Here is a 19,524-nt window from a genome sequence, read left to right on the forward strand (position 1 = left end):
GCGGCAGCCCCGGACGAAGGCCGTGCACGCGCCGGTCCCGGACGAACCGTGCACTGCGTGCGTTCTCACCCGTCCGGCAGGGATACCGTTGGCCAGCGTGACCACCCTCGAACGTGCCCGCCGCCGGCTCACGGCGCACCCCATGGCGCTCGACGCCGCGCTGGCGGCCGGCGTGCTGATCTGCATGGTGGCCGGCTCGTTCGTGGATCCGCACCGCGACAAGGACATCAGCTGGGCCCTGCGCACCCCCGACACCTTCAGCCTCGTGCTGATCGTCCTCGGTGCCGCCGCGCTGGTCTTCCGCCGCCGCGCCCCGATGCGGGTGCTCGCCCTCACCGGCGGCCTGTCCGTCGTCGAGTGCGTCACGGGCGACCCCAGGGCCCCCGTCGCGATGGCGGCGGTGGTCGCCCTCTACACCGTCGCCGCCACCACCGACCGCCCCACCACCTGGCGGGTCGGCCTGCTCACCATGACCGTGCTGACCGGGACCGCCATGCTCGCCGGGCCCCTGCCCTGGTACGCCCAGGAGAACCTCGCCATCTTCGCCTGGACCGGTATGGCGGCGGCCGGCGGCGACGCCGTCCGCAGCCGCCGGGCCTTCGTCCAGGCCATCCGGGAGCGCGCCGAGAAGGCGGAACGCACCCGCGAGGAGGAGGCCCGCCGCCGGGTGGCCGAGGAGCGGCTGCGGATCGCCCGCGACCTGCACGACGTCGTCGCCCACCACATCGCCCTGGTCAATGTGCAGGCCGGGGTCGCGTCGCACGTCATGGACCGGCGCCCCGACCAGGCCAAGGAGGCCCTGGCCCACGTCCGGGAGGCCAGCCGCTCCGCGCTGAACGAACTGCGCGCCACCGTCGGACTGCTGCGCCAGTCCGACGACCCCGAGGCCCCCACCGAACCCGCGCCGGGGCTCGACCGCCTCGACGACCTCGTCGGCACCTTCCGCAGCGCCGGACTGCATGTCGAGCTCGCCCGCGCCGACCACGGCACCACCGTGCCCGCCGCCGTCGACCTGGCCGCCTACCGCGTCATCCAGGAAGCCCTGACCAATGTGCAGAAGCACGCCGGTGAGCGGGCCAGGGCCGAGGTCAGCGTGGTCCGCGTGGGCCCCAGCATCGAGATCACCGTGCTGGACGACGGCAGCGGCGATGAGGACGCGCCCGGCGCCGGCGGCGGCCATGGACTGCTCGGCATGCGCGAGCGCGTCAGCGCCCTGCGCGGCACCCTCACCACCGGCCCCCGCTTCGGCGGCGGCTTCCGGGTCCATGCGATCCTGCCGGTCAAGACCGGCACCGGCCCGGCGAAGGACCCCGTATGACGAGCGCGAAGGACCCCGTATGACGATCCGTGTCCTGCTCGCCGACGACCAGGCCCTGCTGCGCAGCGCGTTCCGCGTGCTCGTCGACTCCGAGCCCGACATGGAGGTGGTCGGCGAGGCGTCCGACGGCGCCGAGGCGGTCCGGCTGGCCCGGGAGCGGCAGGCGGACGTCGTCCTGATGGACATCCGGATGCCGGGCACGGACGGCCTCGCCGCAACCCGCATGATCAGCGCCGACCCCGCCCTCGCCCATGTCCGGATCGTCATCCTGACCACCTTCGAGGTCGACGACTACGTGGTGCAGTCGCTGCGCGCCGGCGCCTCCGGATTCCTCGGCAAGGGCTCCGAGCCCGACGAACTGCTCACCGCGATCCGGGTCGCCGCGGACGGTGAGGCGCTGCTCTCGCCGGTCGCCACCAAGGGCCTCATCGCCCGATTCCTCGCCCAGGGCGGCGACGGCGCCGACTCCGACGGCGACCCCGGCCGGGCCGGCCGGCTCGACGCGTTGACCGGACGGGAGCGCGAGGTCCTCGTCCAGGTCGCCGGCGGCCACTCCAACGACGAGATCGCCGAGCGGCTGGAGGTCAGCCCGCTCACCGTGAAGACGCACGTCAACCGGGCCATGGCCAAGCTCGGCGCGCGGGACCGGGCGCAGCTCGTGGTGATCGCGTACGAGTCGGGGCTGGTACGCCCGAGGGTGGACTGACCTCGTACCGCCCCTACTCCACCCGCAGTACGCGCCGGGTGAGGAACTGGACCTGGGGGCGACGGATCGGCCCTTCGCGATGGCTCAGGGTGGTGGAGTGGGCGCCCGCATGCGCCCGAACCTTCGCCCAGGCCACAGAAGAGAGACGCTGACCCATGTCCTGGCTGTCCAGATTCAGCCTCGCGCAACGGGCCCTGATAGGGCTGATGTCGATCGTCGCGCTCGCTTTCGGAGCGATCGCGATCCCACAGCTCAAGCAGCAACTGCTGCCCACCATCGAACTGCCCGTGGTGTCGGTGCTCGCGCCGTACCAGGGCGCGTCCCCCGACGTGGTCGAGAAGCAGGTCGTCGAGCCCATCGAGGCCAACCTCGAAGCGGTCGACGGCATCACCGGTGTCACCTCCACCGCGAGTGAGGGCAACGCCGTGATCATGGCGTCCTTCGACTACGGCAGCGGCACCGACCGGCTCGTCGCCGACGTCCAGCAGGCCGTCAACCGGGCCCGCGCCCAGCTCCCCGACGATGTGGACCCGCAGGTCATCGCGGGTTCGACGGACGACATCCCGACCGTCGTCCTCGCCGTCACCTCGGACACCGACCAGCAGGCCCTGGCGGACCGGATCGAGCGGACCCTCGTGCCCGACCTAGAGGCCGTCGACGGCGTCGCCCAGGTCAGCGTGGACGGCGTGCGCGACGTCCAGGTCGCCGTCACCCCCGACGACAAGGAACTCTCGCGGGCCGGGCTGACCACCGCCGCGCTCGCGCAGGCGCTCCAGGCTGGCGGCGTCACCGTGCCGGCCGGCTCGTTCGACGAGGACGGCGCCAACCGCACCGTCCAGGTCGGCGGTGGCTTCACCTCGCTCGAGCAGATCGAGGATCTGATGGTCGTCGGCGAGCCCGGCGGCAAGCCGGTGCGCCTCGGCGACGTCGCCACGGTGAAGGAGGAGGAGGCCAAGGCCGACTCCATCACCCGCACCGACGGCAGGCCGAGCCTCGCCGTGAGCGTGACCATGGACCGGGACGGCAGCGCGGTCGCCATCTCCGAGGCCGTCGAGGAGCAGCTCCCCGACCTGCGTGCGGACCTCGGCTCCGGCGCCACCCTCACCGTGGTCAGCGACCAGGGCCCGGCGGTCGCCAAGTCCATCGAGGGTCTGACGACCGAGGGCGCGCTGGGCCTGGTCTTCGCCGTCCTCGTCATCCTCGTCTTCCTGGCGTCGATCCGCTCCACCCTCGTCACCGCGGTGTCGATCCCGCTGTCGGTGGTCCTCGCGCTGATCGTGCTGTGGACCCGCGACCTGTCGCTGAACATGCTGACGCTGGGCGCGCTGACCATCGCCATCGGCCGGGTCGTCGACGACTCGATCGTGGTCCTGGAGAACATCAAGCGCCATCTCGGCTACGGCGAGGAGCGCCAGGAGGCGATCCACAAGGCGGTCCGCGAGGTCGCGGGCGCGGTCACCTCCTCGACGCTGACGACGGTCGCGGTCTTCCTGCCGATCGGTCTGGCCGGCGGCATGGTGGGCGAGCTGTTCGGCTCGTTCTCCCTGACGGTCACCGCGGCCCTGCTGGCCTCGCTGCTCGTCTCGCTGACGGTCGTGCCGGTGCTGTCGTACTGGTTCCTGCGCGCCCCGAAGGGCACGCCGGACGACGCCGACGAGGCGCGCCGCAGGGCGGAGGAGAAGGAGGCCCGGAGCCGGCTCCAGCGTCTGTACGTCCCGGTCCTGCGGTTCGCGACACGGCGCCGTCTGACCAGTGTGGCGATCGCCGTCGTCGTGCTCCTGGGCACGTTCGGCATGGCGCCCCTGCTGAAGACGAACTTCTTCGATCCGGGCGATCAGGAAGTGCTCTCCGTCAAGCAGGAGTTGAAGCCCGGTACGAGCCTGGCGGCCACCGACGAGCAGGCCCGCAAGGTCGAGAAGCTGCTCGGCGGGGTCGAGGGCGTCAAGGACTACCAGGTCACCATCGGCTCGTCCGGCTTCATGGCGGCGTTCGGCGGCGGCACGGACACCAACCAGGCCTCGTACACGGTCATGCTGGAGGACTCGGCGTCCGCCGCCGACGTCCAGGACCGAATAGAGAAGGGGCTGGCCGGGCTCTCCGGGATCGGTACGACCACGATCGCGGCCGGTGACGGCTTCGGCAGCCAGGACCTGAGCGTGGTCGTGAAGGCCGCGGACGCCGATGTGCTGCGCGAGGCCGCGGAGGAGGTCCGTGAGGCGGTCGCGTCCCTGGACGACGTCTCGGACGTCACCAGCGACCTGGCGCAGAGCGTGCCGCGCGTCTCGGTCAGGGCGAACGACGAGGCGGCCGCCGCCGGCTTCGACCAGCAGACCCTCGGCGCGGCCGTCGCCCAGGCCGTGCGCGGCACCCGGAGCGGCACGGCGGTCCTCGACGACACCGAGCGCGACATCGTCATCAAGTCCGCCCGGCCGGCCGAGACCCTGAGCGAGCTGAAGAAGCTCCGCCTCGGCCCGGTGCGGCTCGGGGACATCGCGGACGTCGAACTGGTCGACGGCCCGGTGTCGATGACCCGGATCGACGGCCAGCGGGCCGCCACCGTCACCGCCCGGCCGACCGGCGACAACACCGGCGCGGTGAGCGCGGACCTGACGGCCGAGCTGGACGCGCTGGACCTGCCCGAGGGCGCGACCGCCGAGATCGGCGGTGTCTCCTCGGACCAGGACGAGGCGTTCGCCTCGCTCGGCCTGGCCATGCTCGCGGCCATCGCGATCGTGTTCATGCTGCTGGTGGCGACCTTCCGCTCGCTGGTCCAGCCGCTGATCCTGCTGGTCTCCGTCCCCTTCGCGGCGACGGGCGCGATCGGCCTGCTGATCGTCACGGGCACCCCGATGGGCGTCCCCGCGCTGATCGGCATGCTGATGCTGATCGGCATCGTGGTGACCAACGCGATCGTGCTGATCGACCTGGTCAACCAGTACCGCAAGCAGGGGTACGGCGTCATCGAGGCCGTGATCGAGGGCGGTCGCCACCGATTGCGCCCGATCCTCATGACGGCCCTGGCGACGATCTTCGCCCTGCTCCCGATGGCGCTCGGCATCACCGGCGAGGGCGGCTTCATCGCGCAGCCGCTGGCGGTGGTCGTGATCGGCGGTCTGATCAGCTCGACCCTGCTGACCCTGCTGCTGGTCCCGACGCTGTACGCGATGCTGGAGCTGCGCAAGGAGCGCCGGGCGCGGAAGCGGGCGGCCAAGCGGGCGAAGAAGGCCGGTCCGCCGGCCCCGTCGGACACGCCGTCCGCCTCCGACGAACCGGAGCCCGCGGGCGTGTGACCCCATGACGGCGAAGGCCGGGTTCCGGACACAGTGCGTCCGGAACCCGGCCTTCGCCGTGTCCCCGCTGCGCCGACCGTCCCGCGGCCTGCGGGCTTTCGTATTCTGTGGCGGCGAACTGCACGACGGGGGAAGGGAATCGGGCGGTGGCACTGCACAGGGACGATCCGCGGTCGGTCGGCGGGTACAGACTGGTCGACCGGTTGGGCTCGGGAGGGATGGGGGTCGTCTACCGGGGGCGGTCGAGATCGGGGCGGGAGGTCGCGGTCAAGATCGTGCACGCCCAGTACGCCGAGGACGGCGTCTTCCGGGCCCGCTTCCGGCAGGAGATCGACGCCGTCCGCAAGGTGAGCGGCGCCTTCACCGCGCCGGTCGTGGACGCGGACCCCGAGGCGGCCCGGCCGTGGATGGCCACCCAGTACGTGCCCGGTCCCTCGCTTGCCGACCGGATGCGCGCCGTCGGCCCGCTGAAGGGCGCCGAACTGCGGCGGCTCGCGTTGGGACTGGTGGAGGCGCTGCGGGACATCCACGGGGTCGGTGTGGTGCACCGGGACCTGAAACCGGCCAACGTCCTGATCGCCGAGGACGGGCCCCGTGTCATCGACTTCGGCATCTCCCGCGCCGCGGACGGCCAGACGCTGACCGAGACCGGGCACATGATCGGCACCCCGCCGTTCATGTCCCCGGAGCAGCTCACCGACCCCCGGTCCGTCGGCCCCGCCTCGGACGTCTTCTCGCTCGCCGCGCTGCTGGTGTTCGCGCTGACCGGGCGCGGGCCGTTCGACGCCGAGAGCCCGTACCTGACGGCGTATCAAGTGATCAACGACGAGCCGGTGCTGGACGGGGTGGGCCCGCCGCCGCTGCGCTCGCTGCTCCTCGGCTGCCTGGCCAAGGAGCCCGACGCGCGGCCGGAACTGGACGAGCTGGCCCAGGAGTTGGCCGCCGTCCTGCCCGAGCCCGGCTCCGACGACTCGGCCACCGTCACCCTGCGCCGGGACGCCGTCCCCACCGAACCCGCCGCCCGGCCCCCGATCGTCCCGGACGTCGTGGACCTGCCGAGCGGCGACACCCCGCCCCGGCGCCCGAGGTGGCCCCGCGCGCTGCTGGTGGCGAGCTGCACGGCGGGCGCGGTCGCCCTGAGCCTGACCGCCTATCTCCTGCTCGGCCCGGGCGACCGGCGCGACGCGGGCGGCGGGGACACCCGGCGCTCCGCCGGCTCCTCGGCCGCGGCCCGCTGGCAGGAGCCGCCCGAGGACTGGCGGCCCTGGCGGACGACGCTGTTCGAGCCCGCGCCGCTGGGTGCCGCGGAGCCGCTTCCCCGCGACGGCTCCGAATCCGGCGACATGCACGTGTGCCGGCCGGCCGCCGGCGCGGTCTACTGCGCAGGCGACGGGGTGCTGCCGGTGCGCATCGACGGCCGGACGGGCAGGACCGTGTGGCGGATGCAGCCCCGCGCGGACGCGCGAAGCGCCGACAGCTACACGCCCATGGTCCTCGCCGTGCGCGAGAACGCCGTACTGGTCCGGGAGTCCCTCTACGACGACAGGGACGCCGGGGAGCGGTACCGGCTCCTCGCGCTCGACCCGGCGACCGGCGAGGAGTTGTGGGACCGGCCGACGACGACCGACCCGATGGGGTACAGCGTCTCCGGCGATCTGCTGATCACCTCGGACGCGGGCAACCGCACGCTGACCGCCCGGTCCCTGGCCACCGGCGACGACCGCTGGACGGTCCGGCTGCCCGCGAACCACTACTGCGGGTTCGAACCGCCCGACGACGGCATTCACGTCCGGTGCGCGCCGGCCAAGGACGGGGCCGACGTACGCTACCTCGCCATCGACCCGGCCGACGGCACGGTGCGCGGCGCCGAGGTCTCCGGGTCGACCCTGCTGCTCGGTGCCCTCGACGGGCGGCTGGTGTTCGCCGAATGGGACAGCACGGAGCTCGGATCGGGGGTCGAGGACGACAGGTACACCGGCATCGTGCTGATCGACCCGGCGACGGGCGCCCGGGAGCGCAAGAAGCCGGCCCGGGACTGGCGCGGCGATGTGTCCCTGGTCGACGGCACCCTGTTCTTCGCGACGTCGAGCGGCGAGGTGACCGCGGTGTCGCCGCGTACCGGCAAGGCGCTGTGGCGGACCCAGACCACCCTGGAGCATCCCGGCGGACCGGCCGTGGACCACAGGTCGAACACGCTGTACCTGGTGGGCGCGAGCGGCCGGGTGACAGCCCTGGACCGGGACCGGGGCACCCCGCTGTGGGAGTCGATGCCCCGGGCCGGGAGCGTGGCCGGCCTGGGCGGGGGCGACGCCGAGGTGCATGTGACCGGGGGTGTCCTGATCGTGGCAACCCCCGACGGCACGGTGTTCACCCTCGACCCCGGCAGCCCCGGCCGGAAGCCGGTCGAGGCGGGGTGAGCGGCGGGCGCCCTCCGGGCCGGAGGGCGCCGCGGTCCGCTACGGCAGCGCGAGCATCCGCTCCAGCGCCAGCTTCGCGAACGCCTCGGTCTCCTTGTCGACCTCGATGCGGTTGACGAGGTTGCCCTCGGCGAGCGACTCCAGGGCCCACACCAGGTGGGGCAGGTCGATGCGGTTCATGGTCGAGCAGAAGCACACCGTCCGGTCCAGGAAGACGACCTCCTTGCCCTCGGGCGCGAAACGGTTCGCCAGCCGGCGGACCAGGTTCAGCTCCGTGCCGATGGCCCACTTGGAGCCGGCCGGGGCGGCCTCCAGGGCCTTGATGATGTACTCCGTGGAGCCCACGTGGTCCGCGGCGGCCACGACCTCGTGCCGGCACTCGGGGTGCACCAGGACGTTGACGCCCGGGATGCGCTCCCGCACGTCGTTCACCGAGTCCAGGCTGAACCGCCCGTGCACCGAGCAGTGGCCCCGCCACAGGATCATCCGCGCGTCCCGCAGCTGCTGCGCGGTCAGCCCGCCGCCCGGCTTGTGCGGGTTGTAGACGACGCAGTCCTCCAGGCTCATGCCCATGTCGCGGACGGCGGTGTTGCGTCCGAGGTGCTGGTCGGGGAGGAACAGCACCTTCTCGCCCTGCTGGAAGGCCCACTCCAGGGCGCGCTCGGCGTTGGAGGAGGTGCAGATCGTGCCGCCGTGCTTGCCCGTGAAGGCCTTGATGTCGGCGGACGAGTTCATGTACGACACCGGCACGACCCGGTCGGCTATCCCGGCCTCGGTCAGCACGTCCCAGCACTCGGCGACCTGCTCGGCGGTGGCCATGTCGGCCATCGAGCAGCCGGCGGCCAGATCGGGCAGTACGACCTTCTGGTCGTCGCCGGTGAGGATGTCCGCGGACTCCGCCATGAAGTGCACACCGCAGAAGACGATGTACTCGGCCTCGGGGCGCGCGGCGGCGTCCCTGGCCAGCTTGAAGGAGTCACCCGTGACATCGGCGAACTGGATGACCTCGTCGCGCTGGTAGTGGTGGCCGAGCACGAAGACCTTGTCGCCCAGCTTCTCCTTGGCCGCGCGGGCGCGTTCGACCAGGTCCGGGTCGGACGGCGACGGCAGGTCGCCGGGACACTCGACGCCTCGCTCGCTCTTCGGGTCGGCCTCGCGGCCGAGCAGCAAAAGGGCGAGGGGCGTCGGCTGTACGTCGAGCTCCTGGGTCTGGGCGGTGGTCACGACACGCACCCTTTCTGTTCTGCGGCTCGCCGGCCCGGGGGACGGGTCGGCGGGACATACGGGACACCTTTTCGACTTCTCGTCGAAATGACGCTATCTATCATAACTGCTTCACGTCATATTGACGATGTCCATTGCGTCGATGTGACATGAATCCCGGCACCAGGACGTCGCTCGGCGTTGTCGCGTTGTCCACAGGGCGCTGTGCGCCTTGCCGGGCGTGTGCGAGCATGAGGACGAAGACACAAGGCAAGTGCTCGGCCCGGAATGAATCCGCGGCCTTGCCGGTTGCACTCGTCGGCAAGCAGTCTCCGTACAACCCGGGAGAGATGTAGATGTCCGTATCGGACGAGACCACCACCGTCACCGACGGCATCATCCTGACCGACGCCGCCGCGTCCAAGGTCAAGGCGCTGCTCGACCAGGAAGGCCGCGACGACCTGGCGCTGCGCGTCGCCGTCCAGCCCGGCGGCTGCTCCGGCCTGCGGTACCAGCTGTTCTTCGACGAGCGTGAGCTCGACGGCGACGTCAAGAAGGACTTCGGCGGGGTCAAGGTCGTCACCGACCGCATGAGCGCCCCGTACCTCGGCGGTGCCACCATCGACTTCGTGGACACGATCGAGAAGCAGGGCTTCACCATCGACAACCCGAACGCGACGGGTTCCTGCGCCTGCGGCGACTCCTTCAACTGAGCCGTGCGCTGAATCGGACATGTGTGAAGGCGGCCACCCCGGGCCCGGGGTGGCCGCCTTCACACATGTCCGGTACCTACTCCGGCAGCCGTGCCCCCGGCCCCTCCAGCGGCACGCCCCGGTTGTCGGCCCCGACCACCTTGCGGTCGCCGAGCGGCCGGTCGAGCTGCACGGTGCGGTGGTAGACCTTGGCGATCAAGATGCAGACCTTGTCCTTCCAGGCGGTCACGGTCACGGTCACCGTCACCCGGTCCGCGCTCTCCTCGGCCTTCGCCTCGTAGTCCGCGCACACCCCGCCGGTGAAGCTCACGGTCAGCTCCCGGCCCTGCGCGGTGTAGCCCTCCACCCGGACGTCCCGTGTGTCCGGCGCCGAGGTCGGACGGTCGCCCGGTCCGGTCGGGCGGGGGCTGGGCTGCCCGCTCGGCGCCGGGGAGGCGAGGTACTCGGGCTCGATCGCCGGGTACGTGACCGTGAATCCGTCCTTCGCGCCGGGCGCCCGCACCTCGAACAGCCAGGACGGCACCAGCATCTGCCGCGCCTGGACATAGTGCGAGGCCAGCCCGAACACCGCGTCCTCGACCTCGATCGGCTCGGTCGCGGGAACCGCGCGCGATGCGAGCGGCGCCCGCTCGCACGACACCGTCGGCTCGTCCTCCAGCGGGACGGGATCGGCGCAGCCGCCGATGCCGGGCCGCGGACCCGGCGCCTGCGCCGCGTTCATCAGCTTCAGCGCCTCGGCCGCGCTCACCACCGGATACGTGTCGCCCTTCTCCGGCGCCTTCAGCTGACCGCTGCCGGCCACCACTTCGCCGCCCGCGCCGACGGTGACCGCCGTCGACCAGCCGTACGTCGGCAGTCCGCCGACCTCCGGCGCGGCGTTCACCACCCGCTGGGCGCCCATGACCTGCCCGGCGTCCACCTTCGCGTCGTCCTGGCCGACCGCCTTCAGGACCGGGGCCGCCGCCTTCTTCGCCTCGCCCTCGCTCACCGGGTGGGCCTCGGTCCTCCCGGAGGCGGGCTTCTCGGCGCACACCGTGGTGCTTCGGCAGTTGTCGGTGCCGGGCACGTACCGGTTGAACGTCCACGTCCCCGGCGCCCGCTGGTTCACCTGGAGGCCGGGCCCCTGACCGTCCCCGCCCCCGAGCCGCCAGGCCTGCCCCTCGGCGACCGGCGTTCCCTCCAGCCCGAGCGCCCGCGCGAGCCGGACCACGTCCGCCTCGGTGACCTTCCCGGCGGGCCGGTGGACGGCCGCCGAGTCGGGGCCGTCCGGAAGCGTGCGGGTGGCCCGGTAGACGACGCCGTTCGGGTCGGGCTCACCGGGGGCGATGCCCTTCCCGCCGTCCTCGGAGTAGCCGTCCAGGGCCAGCGGCGGGGGAGTGCCGCCGGCCGCCGGCGCGCCGGACCCGGTTCCCGCGCCACCGCCGGCCGACGCCGCGAGATACGCCCCACCGCCCCCGACGAGCAGCACGGCGGCGGCGACGGAGGCGACCACCACGGGGGTGCGCCGCCGCCCGGACCCCGGAGCACCGTCGTGCGCCCCGTCCGCCGCGGGGGCACCCGCCGCTTCCCCGACGGACGCGGGGGTGCCGGCGGCCCGGACCGCGCCCGGCGTGCTCGCGGGTTCCGGCGTGAGTGCGGCCTCCGGCGCGTCCGGTGTGCTCGCGGGTTCCGGAGTGCCCGACGTGCCGGCGGTTTCCGGCGTGCGTCCGGCATCCGGCGCGTCCGGCGTTTCCGCTGTCTCAGCCGTTTCAGCCGCACCCGGCGTCTCCCCGGCCCCCGCCGTACCCGCAGCCTCCACCGCACCCGGCGTTTCCGCCGGCTCAGCAGCGCCGCGCGTTTCCCCGGCCCCAGCGGCCTCGGCCGCGTCCGGCGTCCCCGCCGCACCCGGCGTCTCCCCAGCCCCCGCGGCCCCAGCCGCCTCGCCGGTCCCCGCCGCTTCACCCGTGCGCGGTGTCTGCGTGGGCTGCGGCGTGCTCGTCGCACCCCCCGCCTCCGTGGCGTCCCGTCCGGCCCCGGTCGTCCCGGCGGCGCCGGTACCGCCCGCGACGTCGTCGTTCTCGGGTCGCTCGGTGTTCACCGCATCGCTCCTTCGCCCGCACAGCTGTCCCTGGTGACCCGGCCCTGTCAAGAACGGGCCACTGGTGGGTCGTATCCCATATCCCCTTTGCGGGGGACAGCGATGGGACGCGGCGGGGGAGCACACGGTTCCCCGGAGGGGTTCGCTCAGTCGCCGTAGTCCGACATCGCGTCCAGCAGCCGGGCCGACCTCGGCGGTACGGTCACACCGTGGATGAGCGACGGCGGGACCGGACGCGCGGCGACCCGGTCGGGGGCCGCCCAGTGCGGAGCCATCCGGGCGCAGTCGCCGCGCAGCGACGCCAGGTCGCCTTCCAGGTCGACCGGGGCGGGAGCAGGGACGTCGAGGTTCGTCATAGCGGCACCGTAGACACGCCTGGGCTTGCGAAGAAAGATCTACTATCGGGTAGTTTTACCCGCTTCCCCGCCGCCGACACCCAACCCGGGCACAACCGGCCACCCTGGGCCGTCAGGTTCAGCGGTACCCCGGGGATTGGGTAGCGTGAAACGTCAACCCCCTCCACTCGGGAGAATCCACGCCGTGCGCATCGCAGTCACCGGCTCCATCGCCACCGACCACCTCATGACGTTCCCCGGCCGTTTCGCCGATCAGCTCGTCGCGGACCAGCTGCACACGGTCTCGCTGTCGTTCCTGGTCGACCAGCTCGATGTGCGCCGGGGCGGAGTGGGCGCCAACATCGCCTTCGGCATGGGCCAGCTCGGCACCGGGCCGGTCCTGGTCGGTGCCGCGGGCGCCGACTTCGACGAGTACCGCGCCTGGCTCGACCGGCACGGCGTCGACACCGACTCCGTCCGCATCTCGGAGACGCTGCACACGGCCCGTTTCGTGTGCACCACCGACGCCGACCACAACCAGATCGGCTCCTTCTACACCGGCGCCATGAGCGAGGCCCGGCTCATCGAGCTGAAGACCGTCGCCGACCGGGTCGGCGGGCTCGACCTGGTGCTGATCGGCGCCGACGACCCCGAGGCGATGCTCCGGCACACCGAGGAGTGCCGCACCCGGTCCATCCCGTTCGCCGCCGACTTCTCCCAGCAGATCGCCCGGATGGACGGCGAGGAGATCCGGATCCTGCTGGACGGGGCGACGTACCTCTTCTCCAACGAGTACGAGAAGGGCCTCATCGAGTCCAAGACGGGCTGGAGCGACGAGGAGATCCTCGGCAGGGTCGGCCACCGCGTCACCACCCTCGGCGCGCGCGGTGTGCGCATCGAGCGGGACGGCCGGGACCCGATCGAGGTCGGCTGCCCCGAGGAGGAGCGCAAGGCCGACCCGACCGGCGTCGGCGACGCATTCCGCGCCGGCTTCCTCTCCGGTCTCGCCTGGGGCGTCACCCTGGAGCGCGCCGCGCAGGTCGGCTGCATGCTGGCCACGCTCGTGATCGAGACCGTCGGCACCCAGGAGTACGCCCTGCGCCGCGCCCACTTCATGGACCGCTTCACCAAGGCGTACGGCCACGACGCCGCCGCCGAGGTCAAGGCGCACCTGAGCTGACCGGTGCCGCCGCGGCTCCAGGGCCTGTCGTCACATCGCCGTCGTTGCCCGAAGGGCGGGGCAGGCGGGAATGTGACGGCAGGCCCTAGGCCGACCGGCGGACCAGATAGGCGACGCCCTGGTCCGCCGGTTCCTCACCCACGTACTCCTGCCCCCGCATCTCGCACCACGCCGGGATGTCCAGCCGGGCGGCCTCGTCGTCCGCGAGGACACGCACCGTGCCGCCCACCGGTACGTCCCCGATGACCTTCGCCAGTTCGATCACCGGGATGGGGCAGAGCTTGCCCCGGGCGTCCACGACGAGCTCGTCCTCCCGCACGACCGTGCTGGGCGTCGGCGCCCCGAGCTTGTCCCGGACCGCCGCGACCGCCCCGGGCAGCACCCGCAGGAACCGGTCGACGTCCTCCTCCACCGTCCCGAGCGGCAGCGACACCCGCACGTTGCCCTCGCTCAGCACCCCCATCGCCTTGAGCACATGGCTCGGCGTCAGCGTGCTGCTCGTACAGGACGATCCGGACGAGACGGAGAAACCGGCCCGGTCCAGCTCGTGCAGCAGCGTCTCTCCGTCGACATAGAGACAGGAGAAGGTGACGATTCCCGGCAGCCGTCGTTCCGGATCGCCGACCACCTCGACATCACCGACCCCTTCCGCGACCCGGGCCCGGATCCGGTCCGTCAGCTCCCGCAGCCGTACCGCCTCCTGCGCCGCCTCGGTCCGTACGGCCCGCAGCGAGGCCGCCGCCGCGACGATCGCGGGGATGTTCTCGAACCCGGCGGCCCGCCCCGACTCCCGCTCGTCCGCGGGCCCTTGCGGCGCGAACCGCACTCCCTTGCGCACCACCAGCAGCCCCACCCCCGACGGGCCGCCCCACTTGTGCGCGCTCGCCGTCAGCAGCGACCAGCCGCCCTCCACCGGCCCCCAGCCCAGCGACTGCGCCGCGTCCACCAGCAGCGGCACCCCGGCCTCCCGGCACACCGACGCCACCTCGGCCACCGGCTGCACGGTCCCGACCTCGTGGTTGGCCGACTGGAGGCACGCCAGCGCCGTACCGGGCCGCAGCGCCTCGGCGTACGCCCGCGCGCGCACCGCGCCCCGCCGGTCCACCGCCACCCGAGTGGCCGTACCGCCCTCCGCTTCGTGCACCTGAGCCGCATGGAGCACCGAGGAGTGTTCGACGGCTGACACGATCAGGTGACGCCCGGCGCGTCGCCGGCCGGCCAGCGCGCCCGCGATTCCCGTGTGCACGGCGCGTGTTCCGGACGAGGTGAACACCAGCTCGTCCGGCCGGCACCCCACCGCCTCGGCCGCCGCCTCCCGCGCGGCGTCCAGCAGCATCCGGGCCCGGCGCCCCTCCCGGTAGAGGCGCGCGGGATCGGCCCACCCCTCGTCGAGAGAGGCCTGCAAGGCCTGTCGGGCGACGGGGTGGAGGGGAGCGGAGGAAGCAGCGTCGAAGTAGGCCACAGGGCCACGCTAACTCTCACGGGGGAGTGAGGAACCGCGGTGACCGGCCAGGACGTCGCCGCACCCGCCGTACAAGACGCATCAAATGACGCATCAGAGGGCCGGAACTCCCCCCGGACGGCGGCCGACCGCCGGGTGACCGACCCCTTCGGCTGACCCGGCGGCGCGTTCGGGCACCCTCCCCGCGAACCCCCCGAGAGCGTCGGCTAGGGTTTGGTCCGCATAAACATCCAAACCCCTGCCCGACGCAGGGCCGCGACCGACCAGCGAGAAGGCCGCAGCCGACCGCGCGGGCGAGACTCTCGGGAAGGCGCTACGTGAGTCCCAACGGCTCCGACCGCTCGCCGCGGCGCCCGATGCGGCGGAAGCTGCTGCAGGCAATGACCGCGGGCCTGGTCCTGGCGACCGCCACCGGTTGCACATGGGAGGACTTCCCCCGCCTTGGTATGCCCACCCCCACCACGGAAGAGGCGCCGATCGTCCTCTCCCTCTGGCAGGGATCCTGGGCAGCCGCGCTCGCCGTCGGCGTGCTGGTGTGGGGCCTCATCCTGTGGAGCGCCATCTTCCACCGGCGCAGCCGCACCAAGGTGGAGGTTCCTCCGCAGACCCGGTACAACGTGCCCATCGAGGCGCTGTACACGGTGGTCCCGATCATCATCGTCTCGGTGCTGTTCTACTTCACGGCCCGCGACGAGACGAAGCTCCTCGACATGTCGAAGAAGCCGGACGTCACGGTCAACGTGGTGGGCTTCCAGTGGAGCTGGTGCTTCAACTACATCGAGAACGTCGAAGGTTCCACGGGCAACGCCAAGACCTCCAAGGAACTGACGGCCATTCCGGACCGGTACCGGAAGGACTTCCCCGCCGACGCGGGCGGTGTCTACGCCTGCGGTACGCCGGGTGAGCGCAACCCGCAGACGGGGAACCCCGGTCCGACCCTGTGGCTGCCCGAGGGCAAGACGGTCCGCTTCGTCCTCACCTCGCGTGACGTCATCCACTCCTTCTGGGTGGTGCCGTTCCTGTTCAAGCAGGACGTCATCCCGGGCCACACCAACGCCTTCCAGGTGACCCCGAACAAGCAGGGCACCTTCCTGGGCAAGTGCGCCGAACTGTGCGGCGTCGACCACTCCCGCATGCTGTTCAACGTGAAGGTCGTCTCGCCGGAGCGCTACGAGCAGCATCTGAAGGACCTCGCCAAGAAGGGGCAGACCGGTTACGTTCCCGCCGGCATCGCGCAGACGAGCCACGAGAAGAACCGGGAGACGAACCAACTGTGAGCATCCTCAACGAACCCCAGGGTGCCGCCGCCGTCGACTCGTACCAGAACGAGTTGCCGGTCCGGCGCAAGCAGCCCGGGAACGTCGTGGTGAAGTGGCTGACGACCACCGACCACAAGACGATCGGCACGCTGTATCTGGTCACCTCGTTCGCGTTCTTCTGCATCGGCGGTGTGATGGCGCTCTTCATGCGCGCCGAGCTCGCCCGGCCGGGTACGCAGATCCTGTCGAACGAGCAGTTCAACCAGGCGTTCACGATGCACGGCACGATCATGCTGCTGATGTTCGCGACGCCGCTGTTCGCGGGCTTCGCGAACTGGATCATGCCGCTCCAGATCGGCGCCCCCGACGTGGCGTTCCCGCGGCTGAACATGTTCGCCTACTGGCTCTACCTCTTCGGCTCGATGATCGCCGTGGGCGGCTTCCTCACCCCGAACGGTGCGGCGAGCTTCGGCTGGTTCGCGTACTCGCCGCTGTCCGACGCGGTGCGCTCGCCGGGTATCGGCTCCGACATGTGGATCATGGGTCTGGCCCTCTCCGGCTTCGGCACGATCCTCGGCTCGGTCAACTTCATCACCACGATCATCTGCATGCGCGCGCCCGGCATGACCATGTTCCGCATGCCGATCTTCACCTGGAACGTGCTGCTGACCGGTGTCCTGGTCCTGCTGGCCTTCCCGGTGCTGGCCGCGGCCCTGTTCGCGCTGGAGGCGGACCGCAAGTTCGGTGCGCACGTGTTCGACGCGGCCAACGGCGGAGCATTGCTCTGGCAACACCTCTTCTGGTTCTTCGGCCATCCAGAGGTGTACATCATCGCGCTGCCGTTCTTCGGCATCATCAGTGAGGTCATCCCGGTCTTCTCCCGCAAGCCGATGTTCGGCTACTCGGGTCTGATCGCGGCGACCATCGCCATCGCCGGCCTGTCGGTGACGGTGTGGGCGCACCACATGTACGTGACCGGCGGCGTGCTCCTGCCGTTCTTCTCCTTCATGACGTTCCTCATCGCCGTTCCGACCGGTGTGAAGTTCTTCAACTGGATCGGCACGATGTGGAAGGGCTCGCTGTCCTTCGAGACACCGATGCTCTGGGCGACCGGCTTCCTGATCACCTTCACCTTCGGTGGTCTGACCGGTGTCATCCTGGCCTCGCCGCCGATGGACTTCCACGTCTCCGACTCGTACTTCGTGGTGGCGCACTTCCACTACGTCGTCTTCGGCACCGTGGTCTTCGCAATGTTCTCCGGCTTCCACTTCTGGTGGCCGAAGTGGACCGGCAAGATGCTCGACGAGCGCCTGGGCAAGATGACCTTCTGGACGCTGTTCATCGGCTTCCACGGCACGTTCCTGGTCCAGCACTGGCTGGGCGCCGAGGGCATGCCGCGCCGTTACGCCGACTACCTGGCGGCCGACGGCTTCACCGCCCTGAACACGATCTCGACCATCAGCTCGTTCGTGCTCGGCCTGTCGGTCCTGCCGTTCTTCTACAACGTCTGGAAGACGGCCAAGTACGGCAAGCCGGTCGGCGTCGACGACCCGTGGGGCTACGGCCGCTCCCTGGAGTGGGCGACCTCCTGCCCGCCGCCGCGGCACAACTTCCTCACCCTGCCGCGGATCCGCAGCGAATCCCCGGCGTTCGACCTGCACCACCCCGACATCGCGGCCCTGGAACAGCTCGGTCACGGCGGTCAGGGTGCCAGCGCCCTCACGGGTAGCAAGGAGACCGGCAAGTGAAGATCCAGGGCAGGATGTTCATGTGGCTGAGCGTCTTCGTCCTCGTCATGGCGATCGTCTATGGCGTGTGGTCGAAGGAGCCGGCCGGTACCACGGCCCTCTTCCTGGCCTTCGGCCTGTGCATCATGATCGGCTTCTACCTGGGCTTCACCGCCCGGCGGGTCGACGCCGGTGCCCAGGACGACCTGGAGGCCGATGTCGCGGACGACGCCGGTGAGCTGGGCTTCTTCAGCCCGCACAGCTGGCAGCCGCTGGCCCTCGGTGTCGGTGGCGCGCTCGCCTTCCTCGGCATCGCGGTCGGCTGGTGGCTGGTGTACTTCTCCGCTCCGCTGCTGCTGCTCGGCCTGTGGGGCTGGGTCTTCGAGTACTACCGCGGTGAGAACCGCACCCAGTGAGCGGTGACGACCGCCGCGGGTGACCGACCCGCGCCGAGCACACCGGGAAGCCCGGACACTCCGTCAGGAGGGTCCGGGCTTCCGTCTGTCGGCCGACCGATTAGCTCGTTCGGTCTACTCACCGTGCCGACGTTGACGAACGTCCCTAGCGTGAGGCCATGAGCCCCACTCCGCGCACCCGTACAGTCGCCGGCTGCACGCTGGTCGTGCTCGCCCTCGGGGCGGGCGTCACCGCCTGCGGCAGCGACGGCAACCCGTTGTCCGCCGAGCCCTACGACGCGGCGGAGCAGATCGCCTTCAGCGGCCCCACCGACGTCGGGAAGAAGGCCGACCCGGACAAGCCCCTGGAGGTCACCGTCGACGCCTCCGAGGGCCGGATCACGGACGTGACGGCCGTCGACGGCTCAGGACGCCATGTCTCGGGCGAACTCTCCGCGGACGGCGGACGCTGGCACAGCACCTCGCCGCTGGCCTCCAACGCCCGTTACACGGTCCGCGTGAGCACCGAGGACGAGGACGGGGCACCCGGCCGAAAGGTCCTGTCCTTCGACACCAGCAAGCCGCTCACCAAGAAGCGGCTGAACGTCACCTTCGGGCCCGCGGCGGGCACGTACGGCGTCGGCCAGCCCGTCACCGCCGATCTGAGCGCTCCCATCAAGGACAAGGCGCAGCGCGCCGTCGTCGAACGGGCCCTGAAGGTGGAGAGCACGCCCGCGGTGGAGGGCGTCTGGCACTGGGTCGACGACAAGAAGCTCCACTACCGGCCCAAGGAGTTCTGGCCCGCGCACGCGACCATCCGGGTCCGCAGCAACCTCGAAGGCCTGAAGGTCGGCGACCGCCTGTGGGGCGGCACGGCGAAACCGCTGAGGATCACCACGGGAGACCGGGTCATCGCCATCGCGGACGCCGCCACCCACCACATGACGGTGTACAAGAACGACAAGGAGATCAACTCCATCCCGATCACCACGGGCAAGCCCGGATTCGAGACCCGCAACGGCGTCAAGGTCATCCTGGGCAAGGAGTACTTCGTACGCATGCGCGGAACGTCGGTCGGCATCGCCGAAGGCACGTCGGAGTCGTACGACCTGCCGGTCTACTACGCGACCCGGATCACCTGGAGCGGCGAGTACGTCCATGCCGCCCCGTGGTCCGTCGGCGACCAGGGCTCGGCCAACGTCAGCCACGGCTGCATCGGCATGAACACCAGCAACGCGGGCTGGTTCTACGAGCACGTCCGTGAGGGCGACGTCGTCAAGGTCGTCAACACGAACGGGCACACCATGGAGCCGTTCGGCAACGGCTACGGCGACTGGAACGTCGACTGGAAGAAGTGGCGGGCCGGCAGCGCCCTGATGGTGGGCAAGCCCGAGGCCCCGCGCCCGGAGGAGGCCTCACGGCTGCGCCCGACGGCCACCTGA

General features: G+C 71.4%; 14 protein-coding genes. 10 read left to right on the forward strand and 4 right to left on the reverse strand.

Going from position 1 to position 19,524, the window contains the following annotated elements; all coding sequences use genetic code 11:
- Positions 1-97: 97 nt before the first annotated feature.
- From DN051_RS27575 to DN051_RS27590, 4 genes are all read left to right on the forward strand, one after another.
- A complete protein-coding gene (locus DN051_RS27575; RefSeq protein ID WP_053764008.1) occupies positions 98-1,318 on the forward strand; it encodes a sensor histidine kinase in 1,221 nt (406 codons plus the stop codon).
- Between the two features lie 19 nt (positions 1,319-1,337).
- Entirely contained in the window at positions 1,338-2,024 is a 687-nt protein-coding gene (locus DN051_RS27580; RefSeq protein ID WP_053763963.1) for a response regulator transcription factor, read from the forward strand.
- Between the two features lie 155 nt (positions 2,025-2,179).
- The gene (locus tag DN051_RS27585; protein ID WP_112439712.1) at positions 2,180-5,314 is read left to right on the forward strand and encodes an efflux RND transporter permease subunit; all 3,135 of its coding nucleotides are present in this window, start codon (positions 2,180-2,182) and stop codon (positions 5,312-5,314) included.
- A gap of 146 nt (positions 5,315-5,460) precedes the next feature.
- The gene (locus tag DN051_RS27590; RefSeq protein WP_112439713.1) at positions 5,461-7,731 is read left to right on the forward strand and encodes a protein kinase domain-containing protein; all 2,271 of its coding nucleotides are present in this window, start codon (positions 5,461-5,463) and stop codon (positions 7,729-7,731) included.
- 39 nt (positions 7,732-7,770) lie between these two features.
- On the opposite strand, the gene nadA is transcribed toward DN051_RS27590, so the two are convergent.
- A complete protein-coding gene (nadA, locus tag DN051_RS27595) occupies positions 7,771-8,955 on the reverse strand; it encodes a quinolinate synthase NadA (protein ID WP_053763966.1) in 1,185 nt (394 codons plus the stop codon).
- Between the two features lie 335 nt (positions 8,956-9,290).
- Here nadA and DN051_RS27600 point away from each other — a divergent pair, with 335 nt between their 5' ends.
- A complete protein-coding gene (locus tag DN051_RS27600; RefSeq protein ID WP_053763967.1) occupies positions 9,291-9,647 on the forward strand; it encodes a HesB/IscA family protein in 357 nt (118 codons plus the stop codon).
- Positions 9,648-9,723: 76 nt separating this feature from the next.
- Here DN051_RS27600 and DN051_RS27605 read toward each other — a convergent pair whose 3' ends face one another.
- Positions 9,724-11,724, reverse strand: a complete 2,001-nt coding sequence (locus DN051_RS27605; RefSeq protein ID WP_342781471.1) for a hypothetical protein — start codon at positions 11,722-11,724, stop codon at positions 9,724-9,726.
- 146 nt (positions 11,725-11,870) lie between these two features.
- A complete protein-coding gene (locus DN051_RS27610; RefSeq protein WP_053763969.1) occupies positions 11,871-12,080 on the reverse strand; it encodes a hypothetical protein in 210 nt (69 codons plus the stop codon).
- 184 nt (positions 12,081-12,264) lie between these two features.
- Between DN051_RS27610 and DN051_RS27615 the strand changes: the two genes are divergently transcribed.
- Positions 12,265-13,239, forward strand: a complete 975-nt coding sequence (locus DN051_RS27615) for a carbohydrate kinase family protein (RefSeq protein WP_053763970.1) — start codon at positions 12,265-12,267, stop codon at positions 13,237-13,239.
- 85 nt (positions 13,240-13,324) lie between these two features.
- Here DN051_RS27615 and DN051_RS27620 read toward each other — a convergent pair whose 3' ends face one another.
- The gene (locus DN051_RS27620; RefSeq protein ID WP_112439714.1) at positions 13,325-14,701 is read right to left on the reverse strand and encodes a cysteine desulfurase/sulfurtransferase TusA family protein; all 1,377 of its coding nucleotides are present in this window, start codon (positions 14,699-14,701) and stop codon (positions 13,325-13,327) included.
- Positions 14,702-15,018: 317 nt separating this feature from the next.
- Here DN051_RS27620 and ctaC point away from each other — a divergent pair, with 317 nt between their 5' ends.
- The 4 genes from ctaC to DN051_RS27640 all read left to right on the forward strand — a co-directional run bounded on the left by ctaC (position 15,019) and on the right by DN051_RS27640 (position 19,524).
- Entirely contained in the window at positions 15,019-15,978 is a 960-nt protein-coding gene (gene ctaC / locus DN051_RS27625) for an aa3-type cytochrome oxidase subunit II (protein ID WP_053763972.1), read from the forward strand.
- Positions 15,975-17,708 (forward strand): aa3-type cytochrome oxidase subunit I, encoded by a 1,734-nt coding sequence (ctaD, locus tag DN051_RS27630; RefSeq protein ID WP_053763973.1) that lies wholly within the window; start codon positions 15,975-15,977, stop codon positions 17,706-17,708. Before ctaC ends, ctaD begins: the two co-directional genes overlap by 4 nt.
- Positions 17,705-18,103 (forward strand): cytochrome c oxidase subunit 4, encoded by a 399-nt coding sequence (locus DN051_RS27635; RefSeq protein ID WP_053763974.1) that lies wholly within the window; start codon positions 17,705-17,707, stop codon positions 18,101-18,103. The genes ctaD and DN051_RS27635 overlap by 4 nt, the downstream gene beginning before the upstream one ends.
- 158 nt (positions 18,104-18,261) lie before the next feature.
- Positions 18,262-19,524, forward strand: coding sequence for a L,D-transpeptidase (locus DN051_RS27640; RefSeq protein ID WP_053763975.1), 1,263 nt, complete (start codon positions 18,262-18,264; stop codon positions 19,522-19,524).

The sequence above is a fragment of the Streptomyces cadmiisoli genome (assembly GCF_003261055.1).
In the GTDB taxonomy this organism is placed as follows: Bacteria; Actinomycetota; Actinomycetes; order Streptomycetales; family Streptomycetaceae; genus Streptomyces; species Streptomyces cadmiisoli.